The sequence below is a fragment of the Pantoea sp. X-Soil-MYKO-1289 genome (assembly GCF_059730625.1).
Map to the genome: position 1 here is coordinate 3475332 of NZ_AP036004.1, position 25610 is coordinate 3500941.

At 58.4% G+C, this 25610-nt stretch carries 25 protein-coding genes and 2 tRNA genes; 6 read left to right on the forward strand and 21 right to left on the reverse strand.

Annotation, left to right across the window (positions count from 1 at the left end; all coding sequences use genetic code 11):
- Positions 1-14 precede the first annotated feature (14 nt).
- Positions 15-536, forward strand: coding sequence for a type 1 glutamine amidotransferase domain-containing protein (locus tag AC6I7Z_RS16555; protein WP_497815000.1), 522 nt, complete (start codon positions 15-17; stop codon positions 534-536).
- 18 nt (positions 537-554) lie between these two features.
- On the opposite strand, the gene AC6I7Z_RS16560 is transcribed toward AC6I7Z_RS16555, so the two are convergent.
- A complete protein-coding gene (locus tag AC6I7Z_RS16560; RefSeq protein ID WP_497815001.1) occupies positions 555-1001 on the reverse strand; it encodes a YhbP family protein in 447 nt (148 codons plus the stop codon).
- A 90-nt stretch (positions 1002-1091) separates the two neighbouring features.
- Here AC6I7Z_RS16560 and AC6I7Z_RS16565 point away from each other — a divergent pair, with 90 nt between their 5' ends.
- Positions 1092-1379, forward strand: coding sequence for a GIY-YIG nuclease family protein (locus AC6I7Z_RS16565; protein WP_048781979.1), 288 nt, complete (start codon positions 1092-1094; stop codon positions 1377-1379).
- Here AC6I7Z_RS16565 and AC6I7Z_RS16570 read toward each other — a convergent pair.
- Complete coding sequence (locus tag AC6I7Z_RS16570; RefSeq protein ID WP_497815002.1) at positions 1363-1869, reverse strand: GNAT family N-acetyltransferase; 507 nt, start codon at positions 1867-1869, stop codon at positions 1363-1365. The two genes, AC6I7Z_RS16565 and AC6I7Z_RS16570, sit on opposite strands and share 17 nt — an antisense overlap.
- Entirely contained in the window at positions 1863-2387 is a 525-nt protein-coding gene (gene ubiT / locus AC6I7Z_RS16575; RefSeq protein ID WP_434124313.1) for a ubiquinone anaerobic biosynthesis accessory factor UbiT, read from the reverse strand. Before ubiT ends, AC6I7Z_RS16570 begins: the two co-directional genes overlap by 7 nt.
- A 203-nt stretch (positions 2388-2590) precedes the next feature.
- On the opposite strand from ubiT, the gene ubiU reads away from it, so the two are divergent.
- The 3 genes from ubiU to AC6I7Z_RS16590 all read left to right on the forward strand — a co-directional run bounded on the left by ubiU (position 2591) and on the right by AC6I7Z_RS16590 (position 5605).
- Complete coding sequence (gene ubiU, locus AC6I7Z_RS16580; protein ID WP_497815003.1) at positions 2591-3586, forward strand: ubiquinone anaerobic biosynthesis protein UbiU; 996 nt, start codon at positions 2591-2593, stop codon at positions 3584-3586.
- A 10-nt stretch (positions 3587-3596) separates the two neighbouring features.
- The gene (locus AC6I7Z_RS16585) at positions 3597-4478 is read left to right on the forward strand and encodes a U32 family peptidase (RefSeq protein ID WP_497815004.1); all 882 of its coding nucleotides are present in this window, start codon (positions 3597-3599) and stop codon (positions 4476-4478) included.
- Positions 4479-4594: 116 nt separating this feature from the next.
- Complete coding sequence (locus AC6I7Z_RS16590) at positions 4595-5605, forward strand: luciferase-like monooxygenase (protein ID WP_497815005.1); 1011 nt, start codon at positions 4595-4597, stop codon at positions 5603-5605.
- Between the two features lie 18 nt (positions 5606-5623).
- Here the strand turns inward: AC6I7Z_RS16590 and AC6I7Z_RS16595 are convergent, their stop codons facing one another.
- The gene (locus AC6I7Z_RS16595) at positions 5624-6526 is read right to left on the reverse strand and encodes an AraC family transcriptional regulator (RefSeq protein ID WP_497815006.1); all 903 of its coding nucleotides are present in this window, start codon (positions 6524-6526) and stop codon (positions 5624-5626) included.
- Between the two features lie 180 nt (positions 6527-6706).
- Here AC6I7Z_RS16595 and AC6I7Z_RS16600 point away from each other — a divergent pair, with 180 nt between their 5' ends.
- Positions 6707-7453: an SDR family NAD(P)-dependent oxidoreductase gene (locus AC6I7Z_RS16600; protein ID WP_497815007.1), complete on the forward strand. Its 747-nt coding sequence runs from the start codon at positions 6707-6709 to the stop codon at positions 7451-7453.
- 69 nt (positions 7454-7522) lie between these two features.
- On the opposite strand, the gene AC6I7Z_RS16605 is transcribed toward AC6I7Z_RS16600, so the two are convergent.
- From AC6I7Z_RS16605 to rlmE, 17 genes are all read right to left on the reverse strand, one after another.
- Positions 7523-9436 (reverse strand): DEAD/DEAH family ATP-dependent RNA helicase, encoded by a 1914-nt coding sequence (locus AC6I7Z_RS16605; protein WP_497815008.1) that lies wholly within the window; start codon positions 9434-9436, stop codon positions 7523-7525.
- Positions 9437-9452: 16 nt separating this feature from the next.
- Complete coding sequence (gene yrbN, locus AC6I7Z_RS16610) at positions 9453-9509, reverse strand: protein YrbN (protein ID WP_100229640.1); 57 nt, start codon at positions 9507-9509, stop codon at positions 9453-9455.
- Between the two features lie 105 nt (positions 9510-9614).
- Positions 9615-10499 carry a lipoprotein NlpI gene (nlpI, locus tag AC6I7Z_RS16615; RefSeq protein ID WP_033749316.1) on the reverse strand — a complete coding sequence of 295 codons (885 nt, stop codon included), beginning with the start codon at positions 10497-10499 and terminating at the stop codon, positions 9615-9617.
- Between the two features lie 131 nt (positions 10500-10630).
- Positions 10631-12766 carry a polyribonucleotide nucleotidyltransferase gene (gene pnp / locus AC6I7Z_RS16620; protein WP_497815009.1) on the reverse strand — a complete coding sequence of 712 codons (2136 nt, stop codon included), beginning with the start codon at positions 12764-12766 and terminating at the stop codon, positions 10631-10633.
- 307 nt (positions 12767-13073) lie between these two features.
- A complete protein-coding gene (rpsO, locus tag AC6I7Z_RS16625) occupies positions 13074-13343 on the reverse strand; it encodes a 30S ribosomal protein S15 (protein ID WP_033749314.1) in 270 nt (89 codons plus the stop codon).
- 118 nt (positions 13344-13461) lie between these two features.
- Complete coding sequence (gene truB / locus AC6I7Z_RS16630) at positions 13462-14406, reverse strand: tRNA pseudouridine(55) synthase TruB (RefSeq protein ID WP_497815010.1); 945 nt, start codon at positions 14404-14406, stop codon at positions 13462-13464.
- The gene (gene rbfA, locus AC6I7Z_RS16635) at positions 14406-14813 is read right to left on the reverse strand and encodes a 30S ribosome-binding factor RbfA (protein WP_033749639.1); all 408 of its coding nucleotides are present in this window, start codon (positions 14811-14813) and stop codon (positions 14406-14408) included. The genes truB and rbfA overlap by 1 nt, the downstream gene beginning before the upstream one ends.
- Before the next feature lie 65 nt (positions 14814-14878).
- Complete coding sequence (infB, locus tag AC6I7Z_RS16640) at positions 14879-17566, reverse strand: translation initiation factor IF-2 (RefSeq protein WP_033749312.1); 2688 nt, start codon at positions 17564-17566, stop codon at positions 14879-14881.
- 17 nt (positions 17567-17583) lie between these two features.
- Positions 17584-19071: a transcription termination factor NusA gene (gene nusA, locus AC6I7Z_RS16645; RefSeq protein ID WP_033749311.1), complete on the reverse strand. Its 1488-nt coding sequence runs from the start codon at positions 19069-19071 to the stop codon at positions 17584-17586.
- A 24-nt stretch (positions 19072-19095) separates the two neighbouring features.
- Positions 19096-19548, reverse strand: coding sequence for a ribosome maturation factor RimP (rimP, locus tag AC6I7Z_RS16650; RefSeq protein ID WP_033749310.1), 453 nt, complete (start codon positions 19546-19548; stop codon positions 19096-19098).
- Positions 19549-19757: 209 nt separating this feature from the next.
- Positions 19758-19834, reverse strand: a tRNA-Met gene (locus tag AC6I7Z_RS16655).
- Between the two features lie 58 nt (positions 19835-19892).
- Positions 19893-19979: transfer RNA gene (locus AC6I7Z_RS16660), tRNA-Leu, on the reverse strand.
- A 48-nt stretch (positions 19980-20027) separates the two neighbouring features.
- The gene (gene secG / locus AC6I7Z_RS16665) at positions 20028-20357 is read right to left on the reverse strand and encodes a preprotein translocase subunit SecG (RefSeq protein ID WP_033749638.1); all 330 of its coding nucleotides are present in this window, start codon (positions 20355-20357) and stop codon (positions 20028-20030) included.
- A gap of 216 nt (positions 20358-20573) precedes the next feature.
- The gene (glmM, locus tag AC6I7Z_RS16670) at positions 20574-21908 is read right to left on the reverse strand and encodes a phosphoglucosamine mutase (RefSeq protein ID WP_048785420.1); all 1335 of its coding nucleotides are present in this window, start codon (positions 21906-21908) and stop codon (positions 20574-20576) included.
- Positions 21909-21915: 7 nt separating this feature from the next.
- A complete protein-coding gene (folP, locus tag AC6I7Z_RS16675) occupies positions 21916-22749 on the reverse strand; it encodes a dihydropteroate synthase (protein ID WP_497815011.1) in 834 nt (277 codons plus the stop codon).
- 81 nt (positions 22750-22830) lie between these two features.
- Positions 22831-24756, reverse strand: coding sequence for an ATP-dependent zinc metalloprotease FtsH (ftsH, locus tag AC6I7Z_RS16680; protein ID WP_033749306.1), 1926 nt, complete (start codon positions 24754-24756; stop codon positions 22831-22833).
- Between the two features lie 112 nt (positions 24757-24868).
- The gene (rlmE, locus tag AC6I7Z_RS16685) at positions 24869-25498 is read right to left on the reverse strand and encodes a 23S rRNA (uridine(2552)-2'-O)-methyltransferase RlmE (protein ID WP_033749635.1); all 630 of its coding nucleotides are present in this window, start codon (positions 25496-25498) and stop codon (positions 24869-24871) included.
- Between the last annotated feature and the right edge of the window lie 112 nt (positions 25499-25610).

Genomic DNA, 25610 nt, shown 5'->3' on the forward strand with positions numbered 1-25610 from the left:
GAGGAGGGGAAAAAATGAGCAAGAAGATTGCGGTGTTGATTACCGACGAATTTGAAGACTCAGAATTCACCTCACCGGCTGACGCCTACAAACAGGCGGGCTTTGAGGTGGTGACCATTGAAAAAGAGGCGGGTAAAACCGTTACCGGCAAACAGGGTGAAGCGCAGGTGAAAATCGACCGCGCCATCGACGAGGTCAGCCCGGCCGAATTCGACGCGCTGCTGCTGCCAGGCGGCCACTCGCCTGACTCGCTGCGCAGCGACGACCGTTTCGTCGCCTTTACCAAAGAGTTCGTCGCCAGCGGCAAACCGATTTTCGCTATCTGCCATGGCCCGCAGCTGCTGATCAGCGCGAATGGCGTGCGCGGTCGCAAGATGACCTGCGTGAAGGCGATCGCTATCGATCTGCGCAACGCCGGCGCGGACTTCTATGACGAAGAGGTGATTGTGGATGACGATCGTCTCGTCACCAGCCGCACGCCGGACGATCTGCCCGCCTTTAATCGCGAGTCGCTGCGTATTCTACAGGCGTTGTAACGTCCTTTTCCCTTTCCCTCAGGGGAAAGGGATTTCACCCTCTTCCCGCCGCCAGCTAATTTTTTTGCCAAATCCCAGCGCATTATCGGTCATCTTGACCTCCTCCAGCTGAATCTCCCACAGCGGCGCAGAGACTTTGCGCGCCACTGGAAAACGCTTTTGATACGCTTTGCGCGCCTGCGCTTCCGCGTCGCCGTCGAGCAGCACTATATGACCGCGATACTGCACGCCTTTAATCAGCAGCACGGTTTTCGGCTGGCCGTTCACCGTGCCCGCAACCTGCGGATTCGCCTGCAGCAGAGCGCCGTGGCGCGTGTCGGGTTCGGTCATCAGCCAGAACGCCATACGCGCCTCGTCGAAGACGTAAAAGCAGTTGGCGCACCAGAGATCGCCGTCGGCCTGGCAGCAAAGTGAGAGGACATGCTGTTTTTTCAGGTAACGCACCAGATGAGAATGGTCAGACACCTTCTATTGCTCCGTGCAAAGATCGCCGGATAGCCGCCGCGCCGCTGGCGCGCTACACTGCCCGGCAGTAAAGATTCAGGAATACAGATTATGAATGAGGGCTGGCAGCTCTATATCGTCCAGACCGCCGCCGGCGCGCTCTATACCGGCATTACCACCGACGTGACGCGGCGCGTCGAACAGCATGCCGCCGGACGCGGCGCGCGCGCCCTGCGCGGCAGAGGCCCGCTGGCGCTGGTGTATCGCTGCGACGCCGGCGACCGCGCCGCGGCGTCGCGGCTGGAGTACCAGGTCAAGCAGCTCAGCCGCCAGCAGAAGCTGCGGCTGGTGGCGCAACAGCCGGACTGCCTCGCCAGCTGGCTTACGCAAGCCGGCTAAACGGCTCGGCAAAATCGATCTCGCCTTCCGCGCCAGCAACCGCGTCGTCCGCCAGGCGATAGACCTGAAACGCCGCTTCGGCGCCCGGCCAGCGGCAGCGCAGCCCGTGGCGCGCGGCCGGCTCGAAGCCGAAGCGATTATAGTAAGCCGGATCGCCCACCACCACCACCGCGCCGTAGCCAAACTCATTCAGCGTATCCAGCCCGGCATAGATCAGCTGCTCGCCAATTTTCTGGCCGCGCACGCTTTCGTCTACCGCCAGCGGCGCCAGGCCGACCCAGTTGCGATCCTCGCCCTGCAAGGTCACCGGGCTGAAGGCGGCGTAGCCCAGCACCTGGCCTTCGTCGTCCGTCGCTACCACGCCCAGCGTCAGCAGCCCGTCTTCCCGCAGCTGCTGAACCAGTTCGGCTTCCGCGTCACGCTTGAAGCTGCGTCTTAACAAACTGTCGATGCTTGCCGCATCCACGCCTATTTCTGTGCGAATTAACATACACTCTCCGCGCGCGCCTGTGCGGCCTTCGCGTCCTGTTTCATTCCCGCTTCGACAAACGCAGCCAGCTGCTGCAGTCCCGTGCGCAACGCCGTGGGCATGGCCTCAAGTTCCAGAGCATCCATCAGGTTTTTTACCTCCAGTCCCAGCTCCGTGTCGCCTTCGATCAGCAGACGACGCTGGAAAAACAGCATATCCGGATCCGCTTTACGGGCGGCGACCAGCAGCAGATCGTTAGCATTGCCGCGAAACCAGACGTCCGCTTCGGCATGCTGTACGACCCTGAGCTGACCCTCTTCAATGGTGGTAATCCAGCGTAAACCCACATCCGCAATCTCGATACCCAGATGACGCGCCTGCAGAAAGTCTAACTCACCTTCCGCCAAAGCATGACGAAATTGCCAGTTTAGGAGTTGTTGCAGAAAGGCTTTTTTTAACGGGAACGGGGTCAGCGAAACAGGTAAGGCAAGGAATTTTGGGCCTTTTTTCACTAACTCAGCACGTAACTGTTGAAACACGGGCGTCTCTCCCTTTAGAAAATTTCAGGTATATTGCCACATCCGCCGCCGCACGCTGCAGCCGAGATCAATAATTTCACCGCCCCGCTGCGCGAAATTTCCGCTATCCGTCTCGTCAACTGGCGATTCACTGCCCCAAATCAACATTTCCCTTCAGCCGCTTGCCTAGACTCGTCGCCTTATCCTGTCGATGAGAGATCACTATGGAACTGCTGTGTCCGGCCGGTAATCTGCCCGCCGTGCGTTCAGCGGTGGAGAATGGCGCCGATGCGGTGTATGTCGGACTGAAAGATGACACCAACGCGCGCCACTTCGCCGGGCTGAACTTTACCGACAAGAAGCTGGCGGAAGCGGCGCGCTATCTGCATCAGCATCGCCGTAAATTACATGTCGCGATTAATACCTTCGCCCATCCTGACGGCATGGGCCGCTGGCAACGCGCCATCGACGTGGCGGCGCAGAACGGCGCGGACGCGCTGATCCTTGCCGATATCGCCACGCTGGAGTACGCCGCGCAGCGCTATCCCGAGGTTGAACGCCATCTGTCGGTGCAGGCTTCCGCCACCAATCTGGAAGCGGTGCGCTTCTACCATCGTCACTTCGCGCTGAGCCGCGTGGTGCTGCCGCGCGTGCTGTCGCTGCATCAGGTGAAGCAGCTGGCGCGCGAGACGCCGGTGCCGCTCGAGGTGTTCGCCTTCGGCAGCCTCTGCATTATGGCGGAAGGCCGCTGCTATCTCTCCTCCTGGCTGACCGGCGAGTCGCCCAACAGCGCGGGCGCCTGTTCGCCGGCGAAGTTCGTGCGCTGGCAGCAAACGCCCAACGGCATGGAGTCGCGCCTTAACGACGTGCTGATTGATCGCTACGCGCCGGATGAGAGCGCCGGCTATCCCACGCTGTGCAAAGGCCGCTATCAGGTCGACGGGCAGCGCTATCACGTACTGGAGGAGCCCACCAGCCTCAACACCCTGACGCTGCTGCCGGATCTGCTGCGCGCCGGCGTCGCCTCGGTGAAGATTGAGGGGCGCCAGCGCAGCCCGGCCTATGTGGCGCAGGTGGCGCGCGTCTGGCGGCAGGCGATCGATCGCTGCAAACGCGAGCCGGAGAACTTTGCGGTGACCGAGGCCTGGACGGCGGCGCTCGATGAGCTATCCGAAGGCTCGCAGACCACGCTTGGCGCTTACCACCGTGAATGGCAATAAGGAGAACAGAATGCAATACGCAATCGGTCCGGTGCTGTGGTACTGGCCGACAGAGCAGCTGGCGAGCTTTTATCAGCAGGTGGCGAACAGCAGCGCGGATATCGTCTACCTTGGCGAAGCGGTGTGCAGCAAACGACGCGCCACCTCGTATCAGCGCTGGATGGAGCTGGCGCGCGAGCTGGCGGCCAGCGGCAAACAGGTGGTGCTGAGCACGCTGGCGCTGCTGCAGTCGCCTTCAGAGCTGAAAGAGCTGAAGCGCTACGTCGATAACGGCGAATTTCTTATCGAGACCAACGACGTCGGCACGGTGAATATGGCTGCCGAGCGCGGCCTGCCCTTTGTCGCCGGGCCAGCGCTCAATATCTATAACGTCGAAACCCTGCAGCTGCTGGTAAAAGAGGGTATGACGCGCTGGTGCATGCCGGTGGAGATGTCGCGCGACTGGCTGCTGCAGCTGCTGCGCCAGAGCGAGGAGCGCAACATCCGCAGTCGGTTTGAGGTCGAAGTGCTGGGCTACGGCTATCTGCCGCTGGCGCTGTCGGCGCGCTGCTTTACCGCCCGCGCCGAAAATCGCGCCAAAGACGATTGCCAGACCTGCTGCATCAACTACCCTAACGGACGCCGCGTCCACTCGCAGGAAGGCCAGCAGGTGTTCGTGCTGAACGGCATTCAGACCATGAGCGGCTACTGCTACAACCTCGGCAACGATTTGGTCGGCATGCGCGGCTGGGTCGATATTCTGCGTCTGTCACCGCAAAACGCCGCCACGCTGAACGAGATCGCTCGTTTCCGCGCTAATGAAGAGGGACAGTCGCCGCTGATGATGGCTAACGGCAACGATTGCAACGGCTACTGGCGTAAAGTGGCCGGCATGACGCTGTTATCCTCCTGAAAGGCACATACAGGCTAGCCGCCTGCCTTTGTTAGCAGTTTTAATATGGGCATTATTACGTAATACTGGTTGGTGCAGGTTAATCATCACCTGCGCCATACCCAACTGGAGTGCCCATGTCTGAGAAAAAACCCCTTCGTCTTTCCGTGCTGGATCTGGCGCCGATTCCGCAGGGTTCGACCCCGCGCGATGCCTTTCATACCTCGCTGGCGCTGGCGCGTCAGGCGGAAGCGTTGGGCTATGAACGCTACTGGCTGGCCGAGCACCATAATATGACCGGCATCGCCAGCGCGGCGACCTCGGTGCTGATCGGCTATCTGGCGGCCAACACCACTACCCTGCATCTGGGATCGGGCGGCATTATGCTGCCGAACCATGCGCCGCTGGTGATCGCCGAGCAGTTCGGCACCCTGGCGTCGCTCTATCCCGGCCGCATCGATTTAGGCCTGGGCCGCGCGCCCGGCTCCGACCAGCGCACCATGATGGCGCTGCGCCGTCACCTCTCCAGCATCCATGCGGATACCTTCCCGGATGATGTTCAGGAGCTGATTAACTGGTTTGACGCCGACGAAGATGCGCAGCCGCCGGTTCAGCCCGTGCCTGGCCTGGGCATGAAGATCCCGGTCTGGCTGCTTGGCTCCAGCCTCTACAGCGCACAGCTCTCGGCGCAGCTCGGCCTGCCGTTCGCCTTTGCGTCGCACTTCGCGCCCGATCAGCTGTTCCAGGCGCTGCATATCTATCGTGAAAAATTCCAGCCTTCGGCGCGTCTGGAGAAGCCGTACGCCATGGTCTGCATCAACGTCGTCGCCGCCGACAGCGAGCGCGACGCGCGCTTCCTGTTCACCTCGCAGCAGCAGCAGTTTATCAACCTGCGCCGCGGCAAGCCGGGCCCGCTGCCTGCGCCGGTGGAAAACATGGATAACCTGTGGTCGCCGTCGGAGCAGTATGGCGTGCAGCAGGCGCTGAGCATGTCGCTGGTCGGCGATGCCGATAAAGTGCGTCACGGCCTGGCCGGACTGATGCGTGAAACCCAGGCGGACGAGATCATGGTCAACGGCCAAATCTTCGATACCGCGGCGCGTCTGCGCTCCTTCGCCATCGCGATGGAAGCGGCCCGCTCGCTGTAAGCTTTTCTGCGGTGGGCGCTACGCTTCCGGCCCCACCGCCAGCTGACGCACGTCGCGCGCGGGAGATCGGCCGTAAAAACGGCTGTACTCCCGGCTGAACTGCGACGCGCTCTGGTATCCCACGCGATAGCCCGCCGTTCCGGCATCCAGCTTCTCTACCATCATCAGCCGTCGCGCCTCGTTGAGACGCAGCTGCTTCTGATACTGCATCGGCGTCATCGCGGTGACCGCTTTGAAATGATGGTGCAGCGAAGAGGCGCTCATGCCGACGCTGCTGGCGAGCCGGCCGATTTTCAACGGCTGATGAAAATTCTCCCGCAGCCAGCGCGCCGCGCGCGCCACCTTGTTTCCCGGCCGCTCCGCCAGCGCCATATTGAGGATGCGCCCGCCTTCCGGGCCGGTCAGCAGACGATAGAAGATCTCCTGCTCGATAAGCGGCGCCAGCGCGGCGATATCCTGCGGCTGATCCAGCAGGCGAATCAGACGGATAACCGCATCCACCAGCAGCGGCGACACTTTGTGCGCGGCGATGCCGCGCTCGGTGCGCGCTTCCACCAGCGGCGACGTTAGCGGAAACGTATCGAGATAGCGCATCAGTCTCTCTTCGTTTATTGCGATGCCGATGCCGAGATTCGGCTTCTCGGGCGTGGCGATCGTTACGCAGGAGCGCACCGGCATATCCATCGTCACCAGCAGCAGATCGCCAGGGCCGTAATGAATAATCTCCTCACCTATACGCAGCGCCTTTCCGCCCTGCGCCACCAGCGCGAAGCTGGCCCATTGAGCATGATAGGTCGGTTCGGACGGCCGGGAGCTGCGGCCGAAAAAGAGAAAATCAATCGCGCTGTCGTGACGGCCATCGTCGGCCGCATGACGCGCGATAAGCTGCGCCAGATGCGTCAGCTGCGCCAGTTCCGCCATATCCTCTTCCTTTTCTCCGCGAGTCAATTGTGGTGAACATGTTACCCGAACCCGCGATGAACGCAGCCGCCTCGCCGCCAGATTTGCAGGATCGTGCAAGAGACTTGCAGGATTGCGCTACCGCACAATCGACCTGAAAGCGCATATTTTGCAAACGCGATACTCAGGTGGAGAGACAAGATGAAAGCACTTGACGGAAAAATTGCGCTGGTGACGGGCGCCTCGAAGGGCATTGGCGCGGCGATTGCTACGGCGTTCGCCGCAGCCGGCGCGCGCGTAGTGGTCAACTACCGCCAGGATGAGGTGGGCGCGGCGGACGTCGTCAGCGATATACGCACGCTGGGCAGCGAAGGGCTGGCGGTTCAGGCCGATATCTCACGCGAGGCAGACGTTGAGCGGCTGTTCGAAACCGCGCTGGCGCACTTCGGCGCGCCCGATATTGTGGTCAATAATGCCGGACAGTTCCATCACGGCGAGTTTAGCGCCCTGAGCCTGCTGGAGATGCAGCAGCAGCTCAACGTGAATCTGCTGGGCACGCTGCTGGTCTGCCAGCAGGCGGCGCGGCGTTTCCCCGCTCACGGCGGCTGCATCATCAATCTCAGCGCGCTGAACAGCCAGCAGAGCACGCCGGGTTCGGTACTCTGGGCGACAACCAAAGGCGCGATCGATACGCTGACGCAGGGGCTGGCGCGCGAGCTGGGCCCGCGCAATATTCGCGTTAACGCGCTGGCGCCGGGCATCATAATGACCGAAGGGCTGCTGTCCGCGAAGAAGCTCAATCCGCAGCTCAAGGCGCAGCTGCTGGCGGCGACGCCGCTGGGGCGTTTCGGACTGCCGGAAGATGTGGCGCAGGTGGCGCTGTTTCTCGCCTCGGAGGAGGCCGCCTATATCAGCGGCGAGCGCGTACTGATCGCCGGCGGCGCGTAACGCAAGAATTGAAGATAAAAAAAGGGAAGCCCGAGGGCTTCCCTTTTTATCAATCAGCCAGGCTGATTATCAGAACTCGCGACGACGCGGCGCTGCAGCAGCGCCCTCTTCGCGACGCGGACCGCGGCTGCCTTCACGGCTGAAGCTGCTGCGTCCGCCTTCACGACCGCCTTCACGACGCTCGGAAGAGAAACGACGTCCGCCTTCGCGACCACCTTCACGGTTGCCGCCGCCACGACGCTCGCCGCCGAAATCACGGCCGCCGCCACGACGTTCGCCGCGCGCTTCGCTCTGCGGCTGCGCATCGCCCAGCAGCTGCATATTCATCGGTTTGTTGAGAATACGCGTGCGGGTGAAGTGCTGCAGGATATCGCCCGGCATACCTTTCGGCAGCTCGATAGTCGAGTGGGTGCCGAACAGCTTGATGTTGCCGATGTAGCGGCTGCTGATGTCGCCTTCGTTGGCGATAGCGCCGACGATGTGACGCACTTCAACGCCGTCGTCGCGGCCAACTTCAATGCGGTAGAGTTCCATTTCGCCGACGTCGCGACGTTCGCGACGCGGACGATCGCCGCCTTCACGGTTGTCACGCGCTTCACGCGGGCTGCGACGGTCATCACGACGATCGTCACGATCGCGGAACTCGCGACGCTGCGGACGCGGCGCGTCCGGCTGGACGATCAGCGGACGTTCGCCCTGCGCCATTTTCAGCAGCGCGGCGGCCAGCGTTTCCATATCCAGATCGTCCTGCGGAGAGAGTTTCTCCAGCAGCGCGCGATACTGGTCCAGATCGCTGCTTTCCAGCTGCTGCTGTACGCGTCCGGCGAATTTCTCCAGACGACGAGTGCTCAGCAGTTCAGCGTTCGGCAGTTCCACTTCCGGAATGGTCAGCTTCATGGTGCGCTCGATGTTGCGCAGCAGACGACGCTCGCGGTTCTCGACGAACAGCAGCGCGCGACCAGCACGACCGGCGCGGCCGGTACGACCGATACGGTGAACGTAAGACTCAGCGTCCAGCGGAATGTCGTAGTTAACGACCAGGCTGATGCGCTCAACGTCCAGACCACGCGCCGCAACGTCGGTGGCGATCAGGATATCGAGACGGCCATCTTTCAGGCGCTCCAGCGTCTGCTCACGCAGCGCCTGGTTCATGTCGCCGTTCAGCGCGGCGCTGTTGTAGCCGCTGCGCTCCAGCGCTTCAGCCACTTCCAGCGTAGCGTTTTTGGTACGCACGAAGATGATAGCGGCATCGAAATCTTCCGCTTCAAGGAAACGCACCAGCGCGTCGGTTTTACGACCGTACGCCGTCCAGTAAGACTGGCTGATGTCCGGGCGCGTGGTGACGCTGGACTGAATGCGGACTTCCTGCGGATCTTTCATGAAACGTTTGGTGATGCGACGAATCGCTTCCGGCATGGTCGCTGAGAACAGCGCGGTCTGATGACCTTCCGGGATCTGCGCCATGATGGTTTCAACGTCTTCGATGAAGCCCATACGCAGCATTTCATCAGCTTCGTCCAGCACCAGGCCACGCAGGTTAGAGAGATCCAGCGTACCGCGTTTCAGGTGGTCGAGCAGACGACCCGGGGTGCCCACCACAATTTGCGGGCCCTGACGCAGCGCGCGCAGCTGCACGTCATAACGCTGGCCGCCGTAAAGGGCCACGACGTTGACGCCACGCATATGTTTAGAGAATTCGGTCATCGCTTCGGCAACCTGCACCGCCAGTTCGCGGGTCGGCGCCAGCACCAGGATCTGCGGTGCGCGAAGAGATGGATCAATGTTGTTTAACAGCGGCAGCGAGAACGCCGCGGTTTTACCACTGCCGGTCTGCGCCATGCCCAGTACGTCACGGCCCGCCAGCAGGTGAGGAATACACTCAGCCTGGATCGGAGAAGGCTTAACGTAGCCCATGCCGTTCAGTGATTCGAGGATGTCGGCGTTCAGGCCCAGGTCAGCAAAAGTGGTTTGGATATCAGTCATGTAGTACACGTGCCTCTTAGATTGCGGCGGCCAGTCTACATAACTCGTCGTGAAAATTTTCAGTCATTTTCATCAAAAAGTGTGAACCGGCTCAAATTAGAAGTTTTGACGAACAGAAAGGCCCTCATCCCGGAAGATGATGACATAACGGGTACTTCAGGCAATAAAAGTTCGTCAGCTATTGCTGGTCAGATTCTGATAAATCGTCTTGTGTCTGGCCGAGTTGCGCCAGTTCCAACAATGCGTATCGGTGTTCAACAAAGTTATTGACGTTGTTGGCCACCGCCAGTTTGAACAGCGCTTTCGCGTTGTCCTTCTCCCCCAGACTTAGGTAGTGCTTACCTAAATAGAAGTTGGTTTCACTGAGATGTTCAGCGAGCGAGGTGTTATCCGTTGCGTCTGCCTTGAGACGTTCCATCAGCGTGCTTTCACTGATGTCGCCAAGGTAGAATTCGACAATGTTCCATCCCCATTGATCACGGGCCGCTTTGTCGTAACGCTGCTGCAGCGCAACTTTCGCCTTATCAGCATCCATCTCGCGTTCATCGAGATAGAGCCACAGGCTGCGGAAAGGATCGTTGGGATCGTCTTGATAAAACGCCAGCAGATCATCTTGCGCTAACTTGTATCGACCGCCGTAATAGAGGGCGATACCACGGTTTAAATGCGCATAATTGTAAGTTGGATCAAGCTCAAGTACAGAATCAAACGCTTCATAGGCAGCATCAAAATTGCCTGCCTGCGTTAAATATATGCCGAGATAGTTAAACACTTCCGGCATATCTGGTCTTATAGACAGCGCTTGCGAGAAATCGTTCCGCGCAAGTGCCCTCAGACCGAGACTATCATACAACACTCCGCGCTCATATAACAGCTGTGCGCGTTCATCATCGGTAAGGGCGCGACTGGCAAGAATTTGTTCCATGCGCGCCAGAATCACTTCCTGCTGCAGTGTGGGCTGTAGAGGTACTGCAAGAACTTCGTTCTTACGCCAATTGGAGTTGCTGCATCCTGCCAGCGTGATAGCTGTCGCAACAAAACACCAGCGCAAAAAAGGCTTCATTTCCCACTCCCGAATACAAACATTAGGACAACGCTCCTGTCATCCGCCTGCTGTGCACAAGGATTCCCGCCCTCGCGATGACACAAACGCCTCTCCCATCCGCGGCGGGATAAGGAGAGGCAAACAGGAAATTACTCTGCGTCTGGCGCGCTGGTCACGGCAGCTTCTTCGCCCTGAGGCTTAGACTCTGTCGCTTCTTTGATGCTCAGACGGACGCGGCCCTGACGGTCCACTTCCAGTACCTTAACCGGCACTTCCTGGCCCATCTGCAGGTAGTCGGTCACTTTCTCTACGCGCTTGTCCGCGATCTGAGAAATGTGTACCAGACCTTCCTTGCCGCCGCCGATAGCGACGAAGGCGCCGAAGTCGACGATACGGGTCACTTTACCGCTGTAAACGCGGCCCACTTCGATCTCGGCGGTAATCTCTTCGATGCGACGAATCGCCTCTTTCGCCTTCAGACCGTCGGTCGCGGCGATTTTCACGGTGCCGTCGTCTTCGATTTCGATGGTGGTGCCGGTCTCTTCGGTCAGCGCGCGGATCACGGAACCGCCTTTACCAATCACATCTTTGATCTTGTCTGAATTGATCTTGATGGTGTAAATGCGCGGCGCGAACTCAGAGATTTCTTTACGCGGCGTGCTGATCGCCTGCTCCATCACGCCCAGGATGTGCAGACGCGCACCTTTAGCCTGATTCAGCGCAACCTGCATGATTTCGCGGGTGATGCCTTCGATTTTGATGTCCATCTGCAGCGCGGTGATGCCTTCACGGCTACCGGCTACTTTGAAGTCCATGTCGCCGAGGTGATCTTCGTCGCCGAGGATGTCAGACAGCACCACGAACTTCTCATCTTCTTTCACCAGGCCCATCGCGATGCCTGCAACGGCCGCTTTGATCGGCACGCCGGCATCCATCAGCGCCAGTGAAGCGCCGCACACGGAAGCCATAGAAGAGGAGCCGTTGGATTCAGTGATTTCAGAGACAACGCGCACGGTGTACGGGAACTCTTCCTGCTTCGGCATCACGGCCAGCACGCCGCGCTTCGCCAGACGACCGTGACCAATTTCACGACGCTTCGGCGAGCCGACCATACCGGTTTCGCCTACCGAGTACGGAGGGAAGTTGTAGTGGAACAGGAAGCTGTCGGTACGTTCGCCCATCAGCTCATCCAGGTTCTGCGCGTCACGCGCGGTACCCAGCGTCGCGGCGACCAGCGCCTGCGTTTCGCCACGGGTGAACAGCGCCGAGCCGTGCGTGCGCGGCAGTACGCCAGTGCGCACGTCCAGGCCACGGATCATATCTTTTTCACGGCCGTCGATACGCGGTTCGCCGTTCAGGATACGGGTACGCACCACGTTCTTTTCCAGGCTGTGAACGATGTCGCCGATTTCAGCGTCGTCCAGCGTTTCGTCTTCAGCCAGCAGCGCGGCGATGGTTTCATCTTTGATGACGCCAACCTGAGTGTAACGCTCCTGCTTGTCGGTGATGCGGTAAGCGTCGCTGATGCGCGCTTCAGCCAGGGCGGCAACGCGTGCGATCAGCGCGTCGTTAGCCGGCTCAGGCTGCCAGTCCCAGCGCGGTTTGCCCGCTTCTGCGACCAGAGAATTGATGTTTTCGATAACGATCTGCTGCTGCTCGTGGCCGAACACCACTGCGCCCAGCATCTGATCTTCGGTCAGGATGTCCGCTTCGGACTCAACCATCAGTACCGCGTTCTGCGTACCGGCAACCACCAGATCCAGACGAGACTGTTTGATTTCGTCAGCGGTCGGGTTCAGCACATACTGGTCGTTGATATAGCCGACGCGCGCGGCGCCGATCGGACCGTTGAACGGCAGGCCTGACAGCGCCAGCGCGGCGGAGGCGCCGATCATCGCGACGATATCCGGGTTAACCTGCGGGTTAACGGAAACCACGGTGGCGATAACCTGAACTTCGTTAACGAAGCCTTCCGGGAACAGCGGACGAATCGGGCGGTCAATCAGACGCGCAATCAGGGTTTCGCCTTCGCTTGGACGGCCTTCGCGACGGAAGAAGCTGCCCGGGATACGGCCAGCGGCGTAGGTACGCTCCTGGTAGTTCACGGTCAGCGGGAAGAAGTCCTGACCAGGTTTGGCCTTTTTCTGGCCGACAACGGTAACGAATACAGCGGTGTCGTCCATGCTGGCCATAACGGCTGCGGTGGCCTGGCGCGCCATCATGCCGGTTTCCAGCGTGACGGTATGCTGACCATATTGGAATTGACGTACGATCGGGTTCAGCAAAATGAATTCCTTAACTTCGGGGCAGCGCCTTTCTGGCGTGCCATGGATTACCGATCTTCAGTTGCATCCTCGCGACTAATGACAACCCTTAACCGAATCTGCGGTAAAGCCTCTCATTAGCCGCGCGAACCTCTGCAAACGAAGATCACTCACTGCAACAATACATGAGTTTGGTCCGGATTGCTGCGCATTGCTCGAAAAAAGGGGCCGTAAAGGCCCCCTTTTCGTGAAACTCGCACGAATCTGATCGCAAGACGCGTTTTTTCGCAAACTCTCTGCGCTACATCTTTGATCAGATTCTTCAGACTTAGCGACGCAGGCCCAGGCTTTCGATCAGGCTGGTGTAGCGTGCAACATCTTTACGCTTCAGGTAGTCCAGCAGCTTACGACGCTGAGATACCATGCGCAGCAGACCGCGACGGCTGTGGTGGTCTTTCTTGTGCTCAGAGAAGTGACCCTGCAGGTGGCTAATCTGGGCAGTCAGCAGTGCAACCTGAACTTCGGTTGAGCCGCTGTCGTTAGCACCACGACCGTATTTAGCAACGATCTCTGCTTTAGCTTCTACGCTTAGAGACATAATAAACTCCAGTAATAAATGAATGTATGGGCGCCGATCTCTAATTCAGCTACCCGCTTTAAAGCCGCGCTATTCTACTCTTCGCCCGAGAGCAACGCAAACAGGACGTTGTGTAACGTTACGCGGGGTACTCTACCACCAGACGACGCGGCGCCACGCGTCCGTCGTCGGCGATTTCCGCCATGCCGATAAATTTATGCGCATCGCCTTCGGTAACGCGCACCAGGCCCTGCTGCGGCGCATCCGCTGCCTGAACCGGCATCCCCTGTTTGAAAAAGGCGGCGACGGTGGAGGGCAGATTAACGAGGGGAAACCCGTCCGCCGGACTATCCATCGGCAGCAAAAGCGCGTCGAGCGGCGCGTAATCGGGCGTCTCCGCCGCGTTTACCGTCGCTGCGATGGCCTGCAGCTGCTCCAGCGTCATCATCTTTTCGATCGGATAGCGCGCCACCTGCAAACGACGCAGCATAATCACATGCGCGCCGCAGCCAAGCTTCTCGCCCAGATCGTCGATAATGGTGCGGATATAGGTGCCTTTGGAGACGTGGATTTCCAGCTCCAGCTCACTGCCTTCCCAGCGAATAAACTGCAGCTCGAAGACGGTAATCGGACGCGCTTCGCGCGGCACGGTCACGCCTTCGCGCGCGTACTCATACAGCTTTCGGCCCTGATACTTCAGCGCCGAAAACATGGTCGGCACCTGCATCGTCTCGCCGCGAAAGCTCTCGAGCGCCGCGTCGAGTTGCTGCTGGCTAAAGGAAACCGGACGCGTTTCGACGATATTGCCGTCGGCATCGGAAGTATCGGTACGCTCGCCGAGGCGCGCGATAACGCGATAACGCTTATCCGAGTCGAGCAGATACTGGGAGAACTTGGTCGCTTCGCCGAGACAAATCGGCAGCATGCCGGTCGCCAGCGGATCGAGCGCGCCGGTGTGGCCCGCTTTGTTGGCGTTAAACAGACGTTTAACTTTTTGCAGCACATCGTTGGACGACGCGCCCTGCTGCTTGTCGAGCAGGAACACGCCGTGGACGTCGCGACCGCGACGACGAGGACGACTCATCAGTCCTCCTTGTCATCTTCCGCCGGGTTTTCACCGCGGCGCTCGACGTCGTTTTTGATGACGTTCGACACCAGGTTCGACATGCGCATACCTTCGATCAGCGAATTGTCGTAGAAGAAGGTCAGTTCCGGCACGATACGCAGACGCATCGCTTTGCCGAGCAGAATACGGATATAGCCAGAAGCCTCTTTCAGCGCCTTCAGGCCATTTTTCACCGCTTCCTCGTCTTTGTCGTTAAGGAAGGTGACAAACACTTTGGCATACGCGAGATCGCGCGACACTTCCACGCCGGATACCGTCACCATCATGCCGAGACGCGGATCTTTAATCTCGCGCTGCAGAATGATGGCGATCTCTTTTTGCAGCTCCTGCGACACGCGCTGCGGGCGGCCAAATTCTTTCGCCATAATCATCTCTCCAAAATAATTCGGGAGGCCAGCGGCCTCCCAAATTGCAACACATCGCGTAATGCTTATTCGATGGTGCGCTTAACTTCGATCACTTCAAACACTTCGATCATATCGCCAACGCGAACGTCGTTGTAGTTCTTCACGCCGATACCACACTCCATGCCGTTACGCACTTCGTTGACGTCATCCTTGAAGCGACGCAGAGATTCCAGCTCGCCTTCGTAGATAACCACGTTGTCGCGCAGCACGCGGATCGGGTTGTGACGTTTGATGTTGCCTTCGGTGACCATACAGCCGGCAATCGCGCCGAACTTCGGTGACTTGAACACATCGCGAACTTCAGCCAGACCGATAATCTGCTGTTTGAACTCCGGAGCCAGCATACCGCTCATCGCCGCTTTCACTTCGTCGATCAGATTATAGATGACGGAGTAGTAACGCAGGTCGACGTTTTCAGCATCGATGACGCGACGCGCAGAGGCATCAGCACGCACGTTGAAGCCGAGGATGATGGCGTTGGACGCCGCAGCCAGCGTGGCGTCGGTTTCGGTGATACCACCTACGCCCGAACCGATAATCTTCACCTTCACTTCGTCGGTGGAGAGTTTCAGCAGCGAGTCGGAGATCGCTTCCACAGAACCCTGGACGTCGGACTTCAGCACGATGTTCAGCTCGGAGACTTCGCCTTCGGTCATGTTGGCGAACATGTTCTCCAGCTTCGCCTTCTGCTGACGCGCCAGTTTGACTTCGCGGAACTTGCCCTGACGATAGAGCGCAACTTCACGCGCTTTCTTCTCGTCACGCACCACGGTCGCTTCGTCGCCCGCTGCCGGCACGCCGGAGAGACCGAGGATTTCCACCGGAATGGACGGACCCGCTTCCATAACTTCGCGGCCCAGTTCGTCGCGCATCGCACGCACACGGCCATATTCGAAGCCGCACAGCACGATGTCGCCTTTGTTCAGGGTACCTTCGCGCACCAGTACGGTAGCAACCGGACCACGACCTTTATCCAGGAAGGATTCGATTACCACGCCGCTCGCCATACCTTCGCGAATAGCGGTCAGCTCCAGCACTTCCGCCTGCAGCAGAATCGCATTCAGCAGGTCGTCGATGCCGGTACCGGCTTTCGCAGAGACGTTGACGAACATGTTTTCGCCGCCCCACTCTTCCGGGATGATGCCGTACTGGGTCAGTTCGTTCTTGACGCGATCCGGATCGGCTTCTGGCTTATCGATTTTGTTGACGGCAACCACAACCGGCACGCCCGCCGCTTTCGCGTGCTGGATCGCTTCGATGGTCTGCGGCATCACGCCGTCGTCAGCCGCCACTACGAGGATAACGATATCCGTCGCCTGCGCACCACGCGCACGCATCGCGGTAAACGCGGCGTGGCCCGGGGTGTCGAGGAAGGTGATCATGCCGTTGTCGGTTTCGACATGGTAAGCACCGATATGCTGGGTAATGCCGCCCGCTTCGCCAGAGGCGACTTTGGTCGAACGGATGTAGTCCAGCAGCGAGGTTTTACCGTGGTCGACGTGGCCCATGATGGTCACGACCGGCGCGCGGGATTCCTGCGCGGCATCGGTATCGCGATCGCTCATTACCGCTTCTTCCAGCTCGTTCTCGCGGCGCAGGATCACTTTGTGACCCATCTCTTCCGCGACCAGCTGAGCGGTTTCCTGGTCGATAACCTGGTTGATGGTCGCCATGGCGCCCATCTTCATCATCGCTTTGATGACCTGCGAACCTTTCACCGCCATTTTGTTAGCCAGTTCGGCTACGGTGATGGTTTCGCCGATGATGACGTCGCGGTTAACAACCTGAGCAGGTTTATTGAAGCCCTGCTGCAGTGCGCTTGGCTTGCGGTGTTTGCCGCCTTTGCCGCCACGAATCTGCGCGCGCGCTTCTTCGCGATCGGTTTTAGCTTCAGAATGCTTGTTGCCTTTCTTCGCCGGACGCGCCGCTTTAGCAGTGGTGCGCGCGCGTGCGCGGCCCGCTTCTACCTGACGGTCGTTTTCGTCTTCTGCCTGACGGGCATGAGTCGAGGTGGTGACGTGATAGTCGCCTTTATCCTCTTCTTCAGGTTTTTCCCATTCAGCCGATTTTTCTTCAGCCAGGCGGCGCGCTTCTTCAGCAACGCGGCGAGCGTCTTCTTCGAGCTTACGGCGCGCTTCTTCTTCCGCTTTACGCTTCAGTTCAGCCGCTTCGGCTTCGCGACGGGCTTTATCGGACTGCGCAGCCTTGGTCATATCGTCGGTTTGATGATTCGTCACTTTTTCTTTTTCCGCTGCTTCACGCTTCGCCTTTTCAGCGGCTTCGCGCTTGGCTTTCTCTTCGGCTTCACGTTGCGCTTTTTCTTCAGCTTCGCGACGGGCTTTTTCTTCAGCCTCGCGTTGCGCCTTTTCTTCCGCTTCACGCTGAGCCTGGGCTTCTGCTTCTGCCTGTTCAGCTTCCGCATCACCTTTTACGTAGGTGCGCTTTTTGCGGACTTCGATTTGCACCGATTTACTTTTACCCCCGGTGCCTGGGATATTCAAGGTACTGCGCGTCTTACGCTGCAATGTTAACTTGCTTGAGCCGGTCTGACCATGCTCGCGATTGAGGTGAGACAATAAAGTTTCTTTCTCTTGCTGCGTGACCGCGTCGTTCTCCGACTTGCGGATCCCTGCGTCAGCAAATTGCTGAACCAGGCGATCGACCGGGGTCTGAATCTCTGCGGCCAGCGATTTTACGGTTACATCTGTCATGCTGTTCCTTCCTGTTATTACGCGTCATCGCCGAACCAGCAGATATTTCGCGCGGCCATAATCAGCGCGCCGGCTTGCTCATCATTCAGCCCTTCAATATCCGTCAGGTCGTCGACACCTTGCTCGGCGAGATCTTCCAGCGTGCAAACGCCTTTCGCCGCCAGGCGGTACGCCAGCGTACGATCCAGGCCGTCGAGATTCAGAAGATCCTCAGCGGGCTCCTGATTACCACGGCTCTCTTCTTTCGCCAGCGCCAGGGTGGTTAACGCATTTTTGGCTCGTTCACGCAGGGCTTCTACGGTCTCTTCGTCCAGACCATCAACGTCCAGCAGCTCGTTGATCGGCACGTATGCCAGCTCTTCCAGCGAAGAGAAGCCCTCTTCCACCAGTACGGTGGCGAACTCTTCGTCGATGTCGAGATGTTTAGTAAACATATCAATAGCAGCATGCGCTTCGGCCTGGTGTTTCGCCTGCAGATCATCGACGGTCATCACGTTCAGCTCCCAGCCGCTCAGCTGGGAAGCCAGACGCACGTTTTGGCCGTTACGGCCGATCGCCTGAGCCAGATTGCCGGCTTCAACAGCGATATCCATGGTGTGGTTATCTTCATCAACCACGATTGACGCCACGTCGGCCGGGGCCATGGCGTTAATAACAAACTGCGCCGGGTTATCGTCCCACAGCACGATATCGATACGCTCGCCGCCCAGTTCGCTGGAAACAGCCTGGACGCGCGCGCCGCGCATACCCACGCAGGCGCCGACCGGATCGATGCGTTTGTCGTTGGTTTTCACCGCAATTTTAGCGCGTGAACCCGGATCGCGAGCCGCCGCTTTAATTTCGATGACTTCTTCGCCGATTTCCGGCACCTCAATGCGGAACAGTTCGATCAGCATTTCCGGCTTGGAACGGGTCACGAACAGCTGCGCGCCGCGCGCTTCCGGACGTACGGCGTACAGCACGCCGCGAATACGGTCGCCCGGACGGAAGTTCTCGCGCGGCAGCATATCTTCACGCAAAATCACCGCTTCGGCGTTGCTGCCGAGATCCAGGGTGATGTTGTCGCGATTCACTTTCTTCACCACGCCGGTGATGATCTCGCCTTCGTGCTGGCGGAACTGATCGACCACCATCGCGCGCTCGGCTTCGCGCACTTTCTGCACGATAACCTGCTTCGCGGTCTGGGTAGTGATACGGTCAAAGGTGACCGATTCGATCTGATCTTCAACGTAATCGCCCAGATTGAACGCTTCATCCTCGAAGCGGGCTGCCTCCAGCGTGATCTCGCGCGTCGGCTGCGTCACTTCTTCTACCACTTCCCAACGGCGGAAGGTGTCGAAGTCGCCGCTTTTGCGATCGATGCTGACGCGAACGTCAATCTCTTGCTCGTACTTCTTCTTGGTTGCAGTTGCCAGCGCGCTCTCCAGCGCTTCGAAGATTTTCTCACGCGGCAGGGCTTTTTCGTTAGAAACGGCTTCTACAACAGCTAAGATCTCTTTGTTCATCCTGGTTAGCCTCAATCCGGACTTTTAAAAGTGGGGGACCAGGTTCGCTTTCTGAATATTGCTCAGCGCGAACACCTCGTCTTTACCCTCAACGGTCACCGTCACCATCTCGCCGTCGACCGACTTGATGATGCCCTGCCATTTACGACGGTTCTGGACCGCCATGCGCAGAACCAGACTGACTTCTTCGCCTGTGTACCGCACGTAGTGTTCTGCGGTAAACATCGGGCGATCCAGTCCCGGTGAGGAGACTTCAAGGTTGTAAGCCACGGTGATGGGATCTTCCACATCCAGCACCGCGCTTACCTGGTGGCTGACATCCGCACAATCATCGACATTGATGCCATCTTCACTATCAATATAGATGCGCAGGGTTGATGTGCGACCACGAACGAATTCGATACCGACCAGTTCGTAGCCGAGCGCTTCTACCGGAGCCGATACCAACTCTGTCAATTTTTGCTCTAATGTGGACAAGCCCACCCCCAAGACATAAAAAAAGGGCTTAATAGCCCAGTGTTGCGATTTCCTGATAACAAAAAACCCCGAAAATTCGGGGCTTTTTGTGACTGGACCCTGTACGCCGCTAAGCGGCTCGGCACCGTCCAGAAGAATTTTTTTCAAAACTCGCTGCGATGCGCCCGTCGATGCACACAGTATATTTGAAAAAGAACTCTAAGGGAAAGTGGTTGCGGGGGCCGGATTTGAACCGACGACCTTCGGGTTATGAGCCCGACGAGCTACCAGGCTGCTCCACCCCGCGTCCGAAAACGTGACGAATGTTACGCCGATCTTGCGATATTTGCAAGTAAAACCAGATTTGGTACCGAGGACGGGACTTGAACCCGTAAGCCCAATCGGGCACTACCACCTCAAGGTAGCGTGTCTACCAATTCCACCACCTCGGCACTGTTCAGACCGCGACTTGAATCTGTCGCGTCGCAAGCATGACGAACTTATTTCGGGATATCGTTACCCGGCGTTGCCGGTTGTGCTGGCTGAGTCGTTGACTGCGCCGGCGCTGACAGATTTTCCCACTCGCTTCCTTTTGAAGTCTTATTGGTGTTCAGGTTACCCAGAACAAGGCTGATGATGAAGAACAGCGCCGCGAGAATGCCGGTCATGCGAGTCATGAAGTTACCTGAACCCGTAGAACCGAACAGCGTTGCGGATGCGCCTGCACCGAATGAGGCTCCCATATCAGCGCCTTTACCTTGCTGCAGCATAATCAGACCCACGAGGGCGATGGCTACAATAAGGAAGATAACTAAAAGAGCTTCGTACATAATCAACCTGTTTCCTTGCGCGATAACCGCACAGTTAAGCTTCAGCCAGTATAGATGGGCCGTGTCGTCATCACCCATCAGAAGCGGGTGTGAATACTAACCAAAGGCGCACCCCTCTGCAAGGGTAATTTTCTTCGACGCGATCGACTGCGGAAAAAAGCGCCATCCTGATGATTTTAACGGCGGATCGGCGTAAAACCGTCCGCCGATCCTGCCTTAAACCGCTTTGACCTGCTCGGCGATACGATGCGCCAGCTCGGTGACCTGCGCTTCGTTTTCCCCTTCGACCATCACGCGAATCAGCGGCTCGGTGCCCGATTTACGCAGCAGCACGCGTCCGCGTCCGGCCAGCGTCTTTTCCACCTCCGCCGTTACGCTTTTTACCGTCTCGTCTTCCAGCGGATCGCCGGTGCCGCTGAAGCGCACGTTGACCAGCACCTGCGGCAGCATCTTCATGCCGCTGCACAGGTCATGCAGGCTCATATGGTTGCGCACCATTGCGGTAAGCACTTGCAAACTTGCCACGATGCCGTCGCCGGTGGTGGTTTTATCCAGCAGAATAACGTGGCCGGAGTTCTCCGCGCCGAGACGCCACTGCTTCTCCTGCATCTTTTCCAGCACGTAGCGGTCGCCCACTTTGGCGCGGGCGAAAGGAATGCCGAGCTGCTTCAGCGCCAGTTCGAGGCCCATGTTGCTCATCAGGGTGCCGACCACGCCGCCGCGCAGCTGGCCCTGACGCAGCCCTTCGCGCGCGATGATGTACAGGATCTGGTCGCCATCGACCTTCTCGCCCAGATGGTCAACCATCATAATGCGGTCGCCGTCGCCGTCGTAAGCCAGGCCAATATCCGCCTTCTCCGCCAGCACGCGCTGCTGCAGCATACGCAGATCGGTCGCGCCGCACTCTTTGTTGATATTCATGCCGTCGGGCTGCGTGGCGATGGCTATAACGGTGGCGCCCAGCTCGCGCAGCACGTTCGGCGCGATGTGGTAGGTGGCGCCGTTCGCGCAGTCGACCACGATTTTCAGGCCGTTAAGGCTGAGCTCGCTCGGAAAGGAGCCCTTGCAGAACTCGATATAGCGGCCGGCGGCGTCGACGATACGGCTGGCGCGGCCCAGTTCGGCGGACTCGACGCAGGTGAGCGGCTTCTCCATTTCCAGCTCAATCGCCTCTTCTACCTCGTCCGGCAGCTTGGTGCCTTCGGCGGAGAAGAATTTAATGCCGTTATCGTCAAACGGGTTGTGCGACGCGGAGATGACGATGCCCGCTTCGGCGCGGAAGGTGCGCGTCAGATAGGCGATGGCGGGCGTCGGCATTGGGCCGGTAAAGGCGGCGGATAAGCCCGCTGCGGCCAGGCCCGCTTCCAGCGCCGACTCCAGCATATAGCCGGAGATACGCGTATCTTTACCGATCAGCACCTTGCGTGAGCCGTGGCGCGCCAGCACTTTGCCCGCCGCCCAGCCCAGCTTTAGTACAAAGTCAGGGGTAATCGGCGCTTCGCCAACCTTGCCGCGAATGCCGTCCGTACCAAAATATTTACGATTACTCATGCCTTAATTATCCTTTTGCTCTCCGTGTCGCTTCGACAACCCGCATCGCCTCGACCGTTTCTTTAACGTCATGTACGCGGATGATCTGCGCGCCCTGCATCGCGGCGATCGCAGCACAGGTCAGGCTGCCCGTCAGGCGCTGCGAAGGCCCGACGTTCAACAGCTGGCCAATCATAGATTTGCGCGACATGCCCACCAGCAGCGGCAGCCCGAAATGGTGAAAATGGCTGAGGTGGGCCAGCAGCTCATAGTTGTGGTTGAGATTCTTACCGAAACCGAAGCCAGGGTCGAGCAGCAGATGTTCTTTTTTGATACCCGCAGCTTCGCAGCGCGCGATCTGGTCCACGAAGTAAGCATCCACTTCGCTTACGACATCGCGATACTCCGGCGCCTGCTGCATAGTGCGCGGCTCGCCCTGCATATGCATCAGGCAAACCGGCAAATTAGCCGCCGCCGCCGCTTCCAGCGCGCCAGGTTCGGAGAGCGAGCGAATATCGTTAATGATGTGAGCGCCCGCTCGCGCCGCTTCGCGGATAACCTCGGCTTTTGAGGTATCCACCGAAATCCATACCTCGAAACGCTGCGCAATCGCCTCTACTACCGGAATAACGCGCGCCAGCTCTTCGTCGACGCTTACTTCATCCGCCCCCGGACGGGTCGACTCGCCGCCGACGTCGATAATGGTGGCGCCCGCGTTAACCATTTCATTGGTGTGCGTCAGCGCCTCGACCAGCGTGTGATGTTTTCCACCATCGGAGAAGGAGTCCGGCGTGACATTCAAAATTCCCATCACATGGGGAAACGACAGATCGAGATGGGTATCACGGGCGTACAACTTCATGGGGAAAATCTCCTCTGATTACCTGGTTATGGATGTAAAAAACCCCGGACCAGCCGGGGTTTTTGCAAGGGTGAAACCCTGTTATTTGTCGAACTGCTCTGACATGGTGTTGCCGGGATTCGGCGTGCGCGGCTCATCGACCGGACGCGGCGCCTTCGGCGTGCCGTTGCTGTCGGAGTTGCTGCCCGGATCTTCCCAGCCCGCTGGCGGACGCACTTCGCGGCGCGCCATCAGGTCGTCGATCTGCGGCGCATCGATGGTTTCATACTTCATCAGCGCGTCTTTCATCGCGTGAAGGATGTCCATATTCTCGCTCAGAATACGGCGCGCGCGCTGGTAGTTGCTGTCGATCAGGTGTTTAACTTCCTGGTCGATAATGCGCGCGGTTTCGTCAGACATATGTTTCGCTTTCGCCACGGAACGGCCGAGGAACACCTCGCCCTCTTCTTCGGCATAAAGCAACGGACCCAGTTTTTCCGAGAAGCCCCACTGCGTCACCATGTTGCGCGCCAGGTTAGTGGCCACTTTGATGTCGTTAGAGGCACCGGTGGAAACATGTTCCGCACCGTAAATAATCTCTTCAGCCAGGCGGCCGCCGTACAGGGTCGAAATCTGGCTTTCCAGCTTCTGACGGCTGGCGCTGATGGCGTCGCCTTCAGGCAGGAAGAAGGTCACGCCGAGCGCACGTCCGCGCGGAATAATCGTAACCTTGTGCACCGGATCGTGTTCCGGCACCAGACGGCCGATAATCGCGTGGCCCGCTTCGTGATAGGCGGTAGATTCTTTCTGCGCTTCCGTCATCACCATGGAGCGACGTTCCGCGCCCATCATGATTTTGTCTTTCGCTTTCTCGAACTCAACCATCGATACCACGCGCTTGTTGCCGCGTGCGGCAAACAGCGCCGCTTCGTTCACCAGGTTGGCGAGATCCGCACCGGAGAAGCCCGGCGTACCGCGCGCGATGATGCCTGCGTCGATATCGGTCGCCAGCGGCACGCGGCGCATATGCACTTTCAGAATCTGTTCGCGGCCGCGCACGTCCGGCAGACCCACGACGACCTGACGGTCAAAGCGGCCTGGACGCAGCAGCGCCGGGTCGAGAACGTCTGGACGGTTAGTCGCGGCGATAACGATAATGCCTTCATTGCCTTCAAAACCATCCATCTCAACCAGCATCTGGTTCAGGGTCTGTTCACGTTCATCGTGACCGCCGCCTAAACCTGCGCCGCGCTGACGACCGACGGCGTCGATCTCATCGATAAAGATGATGCAAGGTGCGGCTTTCTTGGCCTGTTCGAACATGTCGCGCACGCGAGATGCGCCGACGCCCACGAACATTTCCACGAAGTCAGAACCGGAAATGGTAAAGAACGGCACTTTCGCTTCGCCTGCGATAGCTTTCGCCAGCAGGGTTTTACCGGTACCCGGCGGGCCCACCATCAGCACGCCTTTCGGGATTTTACCGCCCAGCTTCTGGAAGCGGCTCGGTTCGCGCAGATACTCGACCAGTTCGCCCACTTCCTCTTTCGCTTCGTCGCAACCTGCCACGTCGGCGAAAGTGGTTTTGATCTGATCTTCCGTCAGCATACGGGCTTTGCTCTTGCCAAAGGACATCGCGCCTTTGCCGCCGCCGCCCTGCATCTGACGCATAAAGAAGATCCATACGCCAATCAGCAGCAGCATCGGGAACCAGGAGATGAAGATTGAAGCCAGCAGGCTCGGTTCTTCCGGCGGTTCGCCAACCACTTTGACGTTTTTGGTCAACAGGTTATCGAGTAACTTGGGATCGTTGACAGGAATGTAGGTCGTGTATTTATTACTGTCTTTCTTGATTACGTTAATCTCACGCCCGTTAATACGTGCCTCGCGGACCTGATCCTGGTTCACTTCCGACAGGAAGGTTGAATAATCAACCCTACGGCCATTCGACTCGCTGGGCCCAAAGCTCTGGAATACTGACATCAGCACGACCGCGATGACTAACCAGAGAATCAGGTTTTTCGCCATGTCACTCAAGGGATTAACCTCATATTACAACGGTGTTAACAGACAGCGTAGGGTACTATATATCCTTCATACATGGAATCGCGGCTGGTGGGCTGCAACTTCATCAATTGGGCTATAGTTTGCGCCCTGTCGCCACAATGTACACTTCGCGCGAACGAGATCGCGAAGCGTCCGGCTTACGAATTTTCACTTTCGTAAACAGGGAGCGAATTTCCCGCAGGTATTCATCGAAGCCATCTCCCTGAAACACTTTCACTACAAAACTGCCGCCCGGCGCCAGGATATCCCGACACATTTCGAGCGCCAGTTCAACTAAATACATCGACCGAGGAATATCGACTGCCGGCGTCCCGCTCATGTTGGGCGCCATATCCGACATGACCACCTGCACTTTTTGATCGCCTACGCGATCGAGCAGCGCCTTGATCACCGATTCTTCACGAAAATCGCCCTGAAGGAAATCGACGCCGACGATAGGATCCATCGGCAGAATATCGCAGGCGATAACGCGTCCCGAAGAGCCGATCTGCTGGACCACATACTGCGACCAGCCGCCGGGCGCCGCACCCAGATCTACCACGGTCATACCGGGTTTGAAAAGCTTGTCACCCTGTTGTATTTCATCAAGTTTAAACCAGGCGCGCGAACGCAACCCCTTTTTCTGTGCCTGAAGCACATATTTATCGCTAAAGTGTTCCTGTAACCAGCGGCTGGAGCTGGCCGAACGCTTTTTACCCGTCATAATTTTCTCAACTAAATCGTCATCGCAGCGATAAACCTGCACGCAATGGGTTGCGTTGATTTGGTGATAACCCCGAGATGGCGGTAGAATGAACCGTTTTCAATCCCTGAGT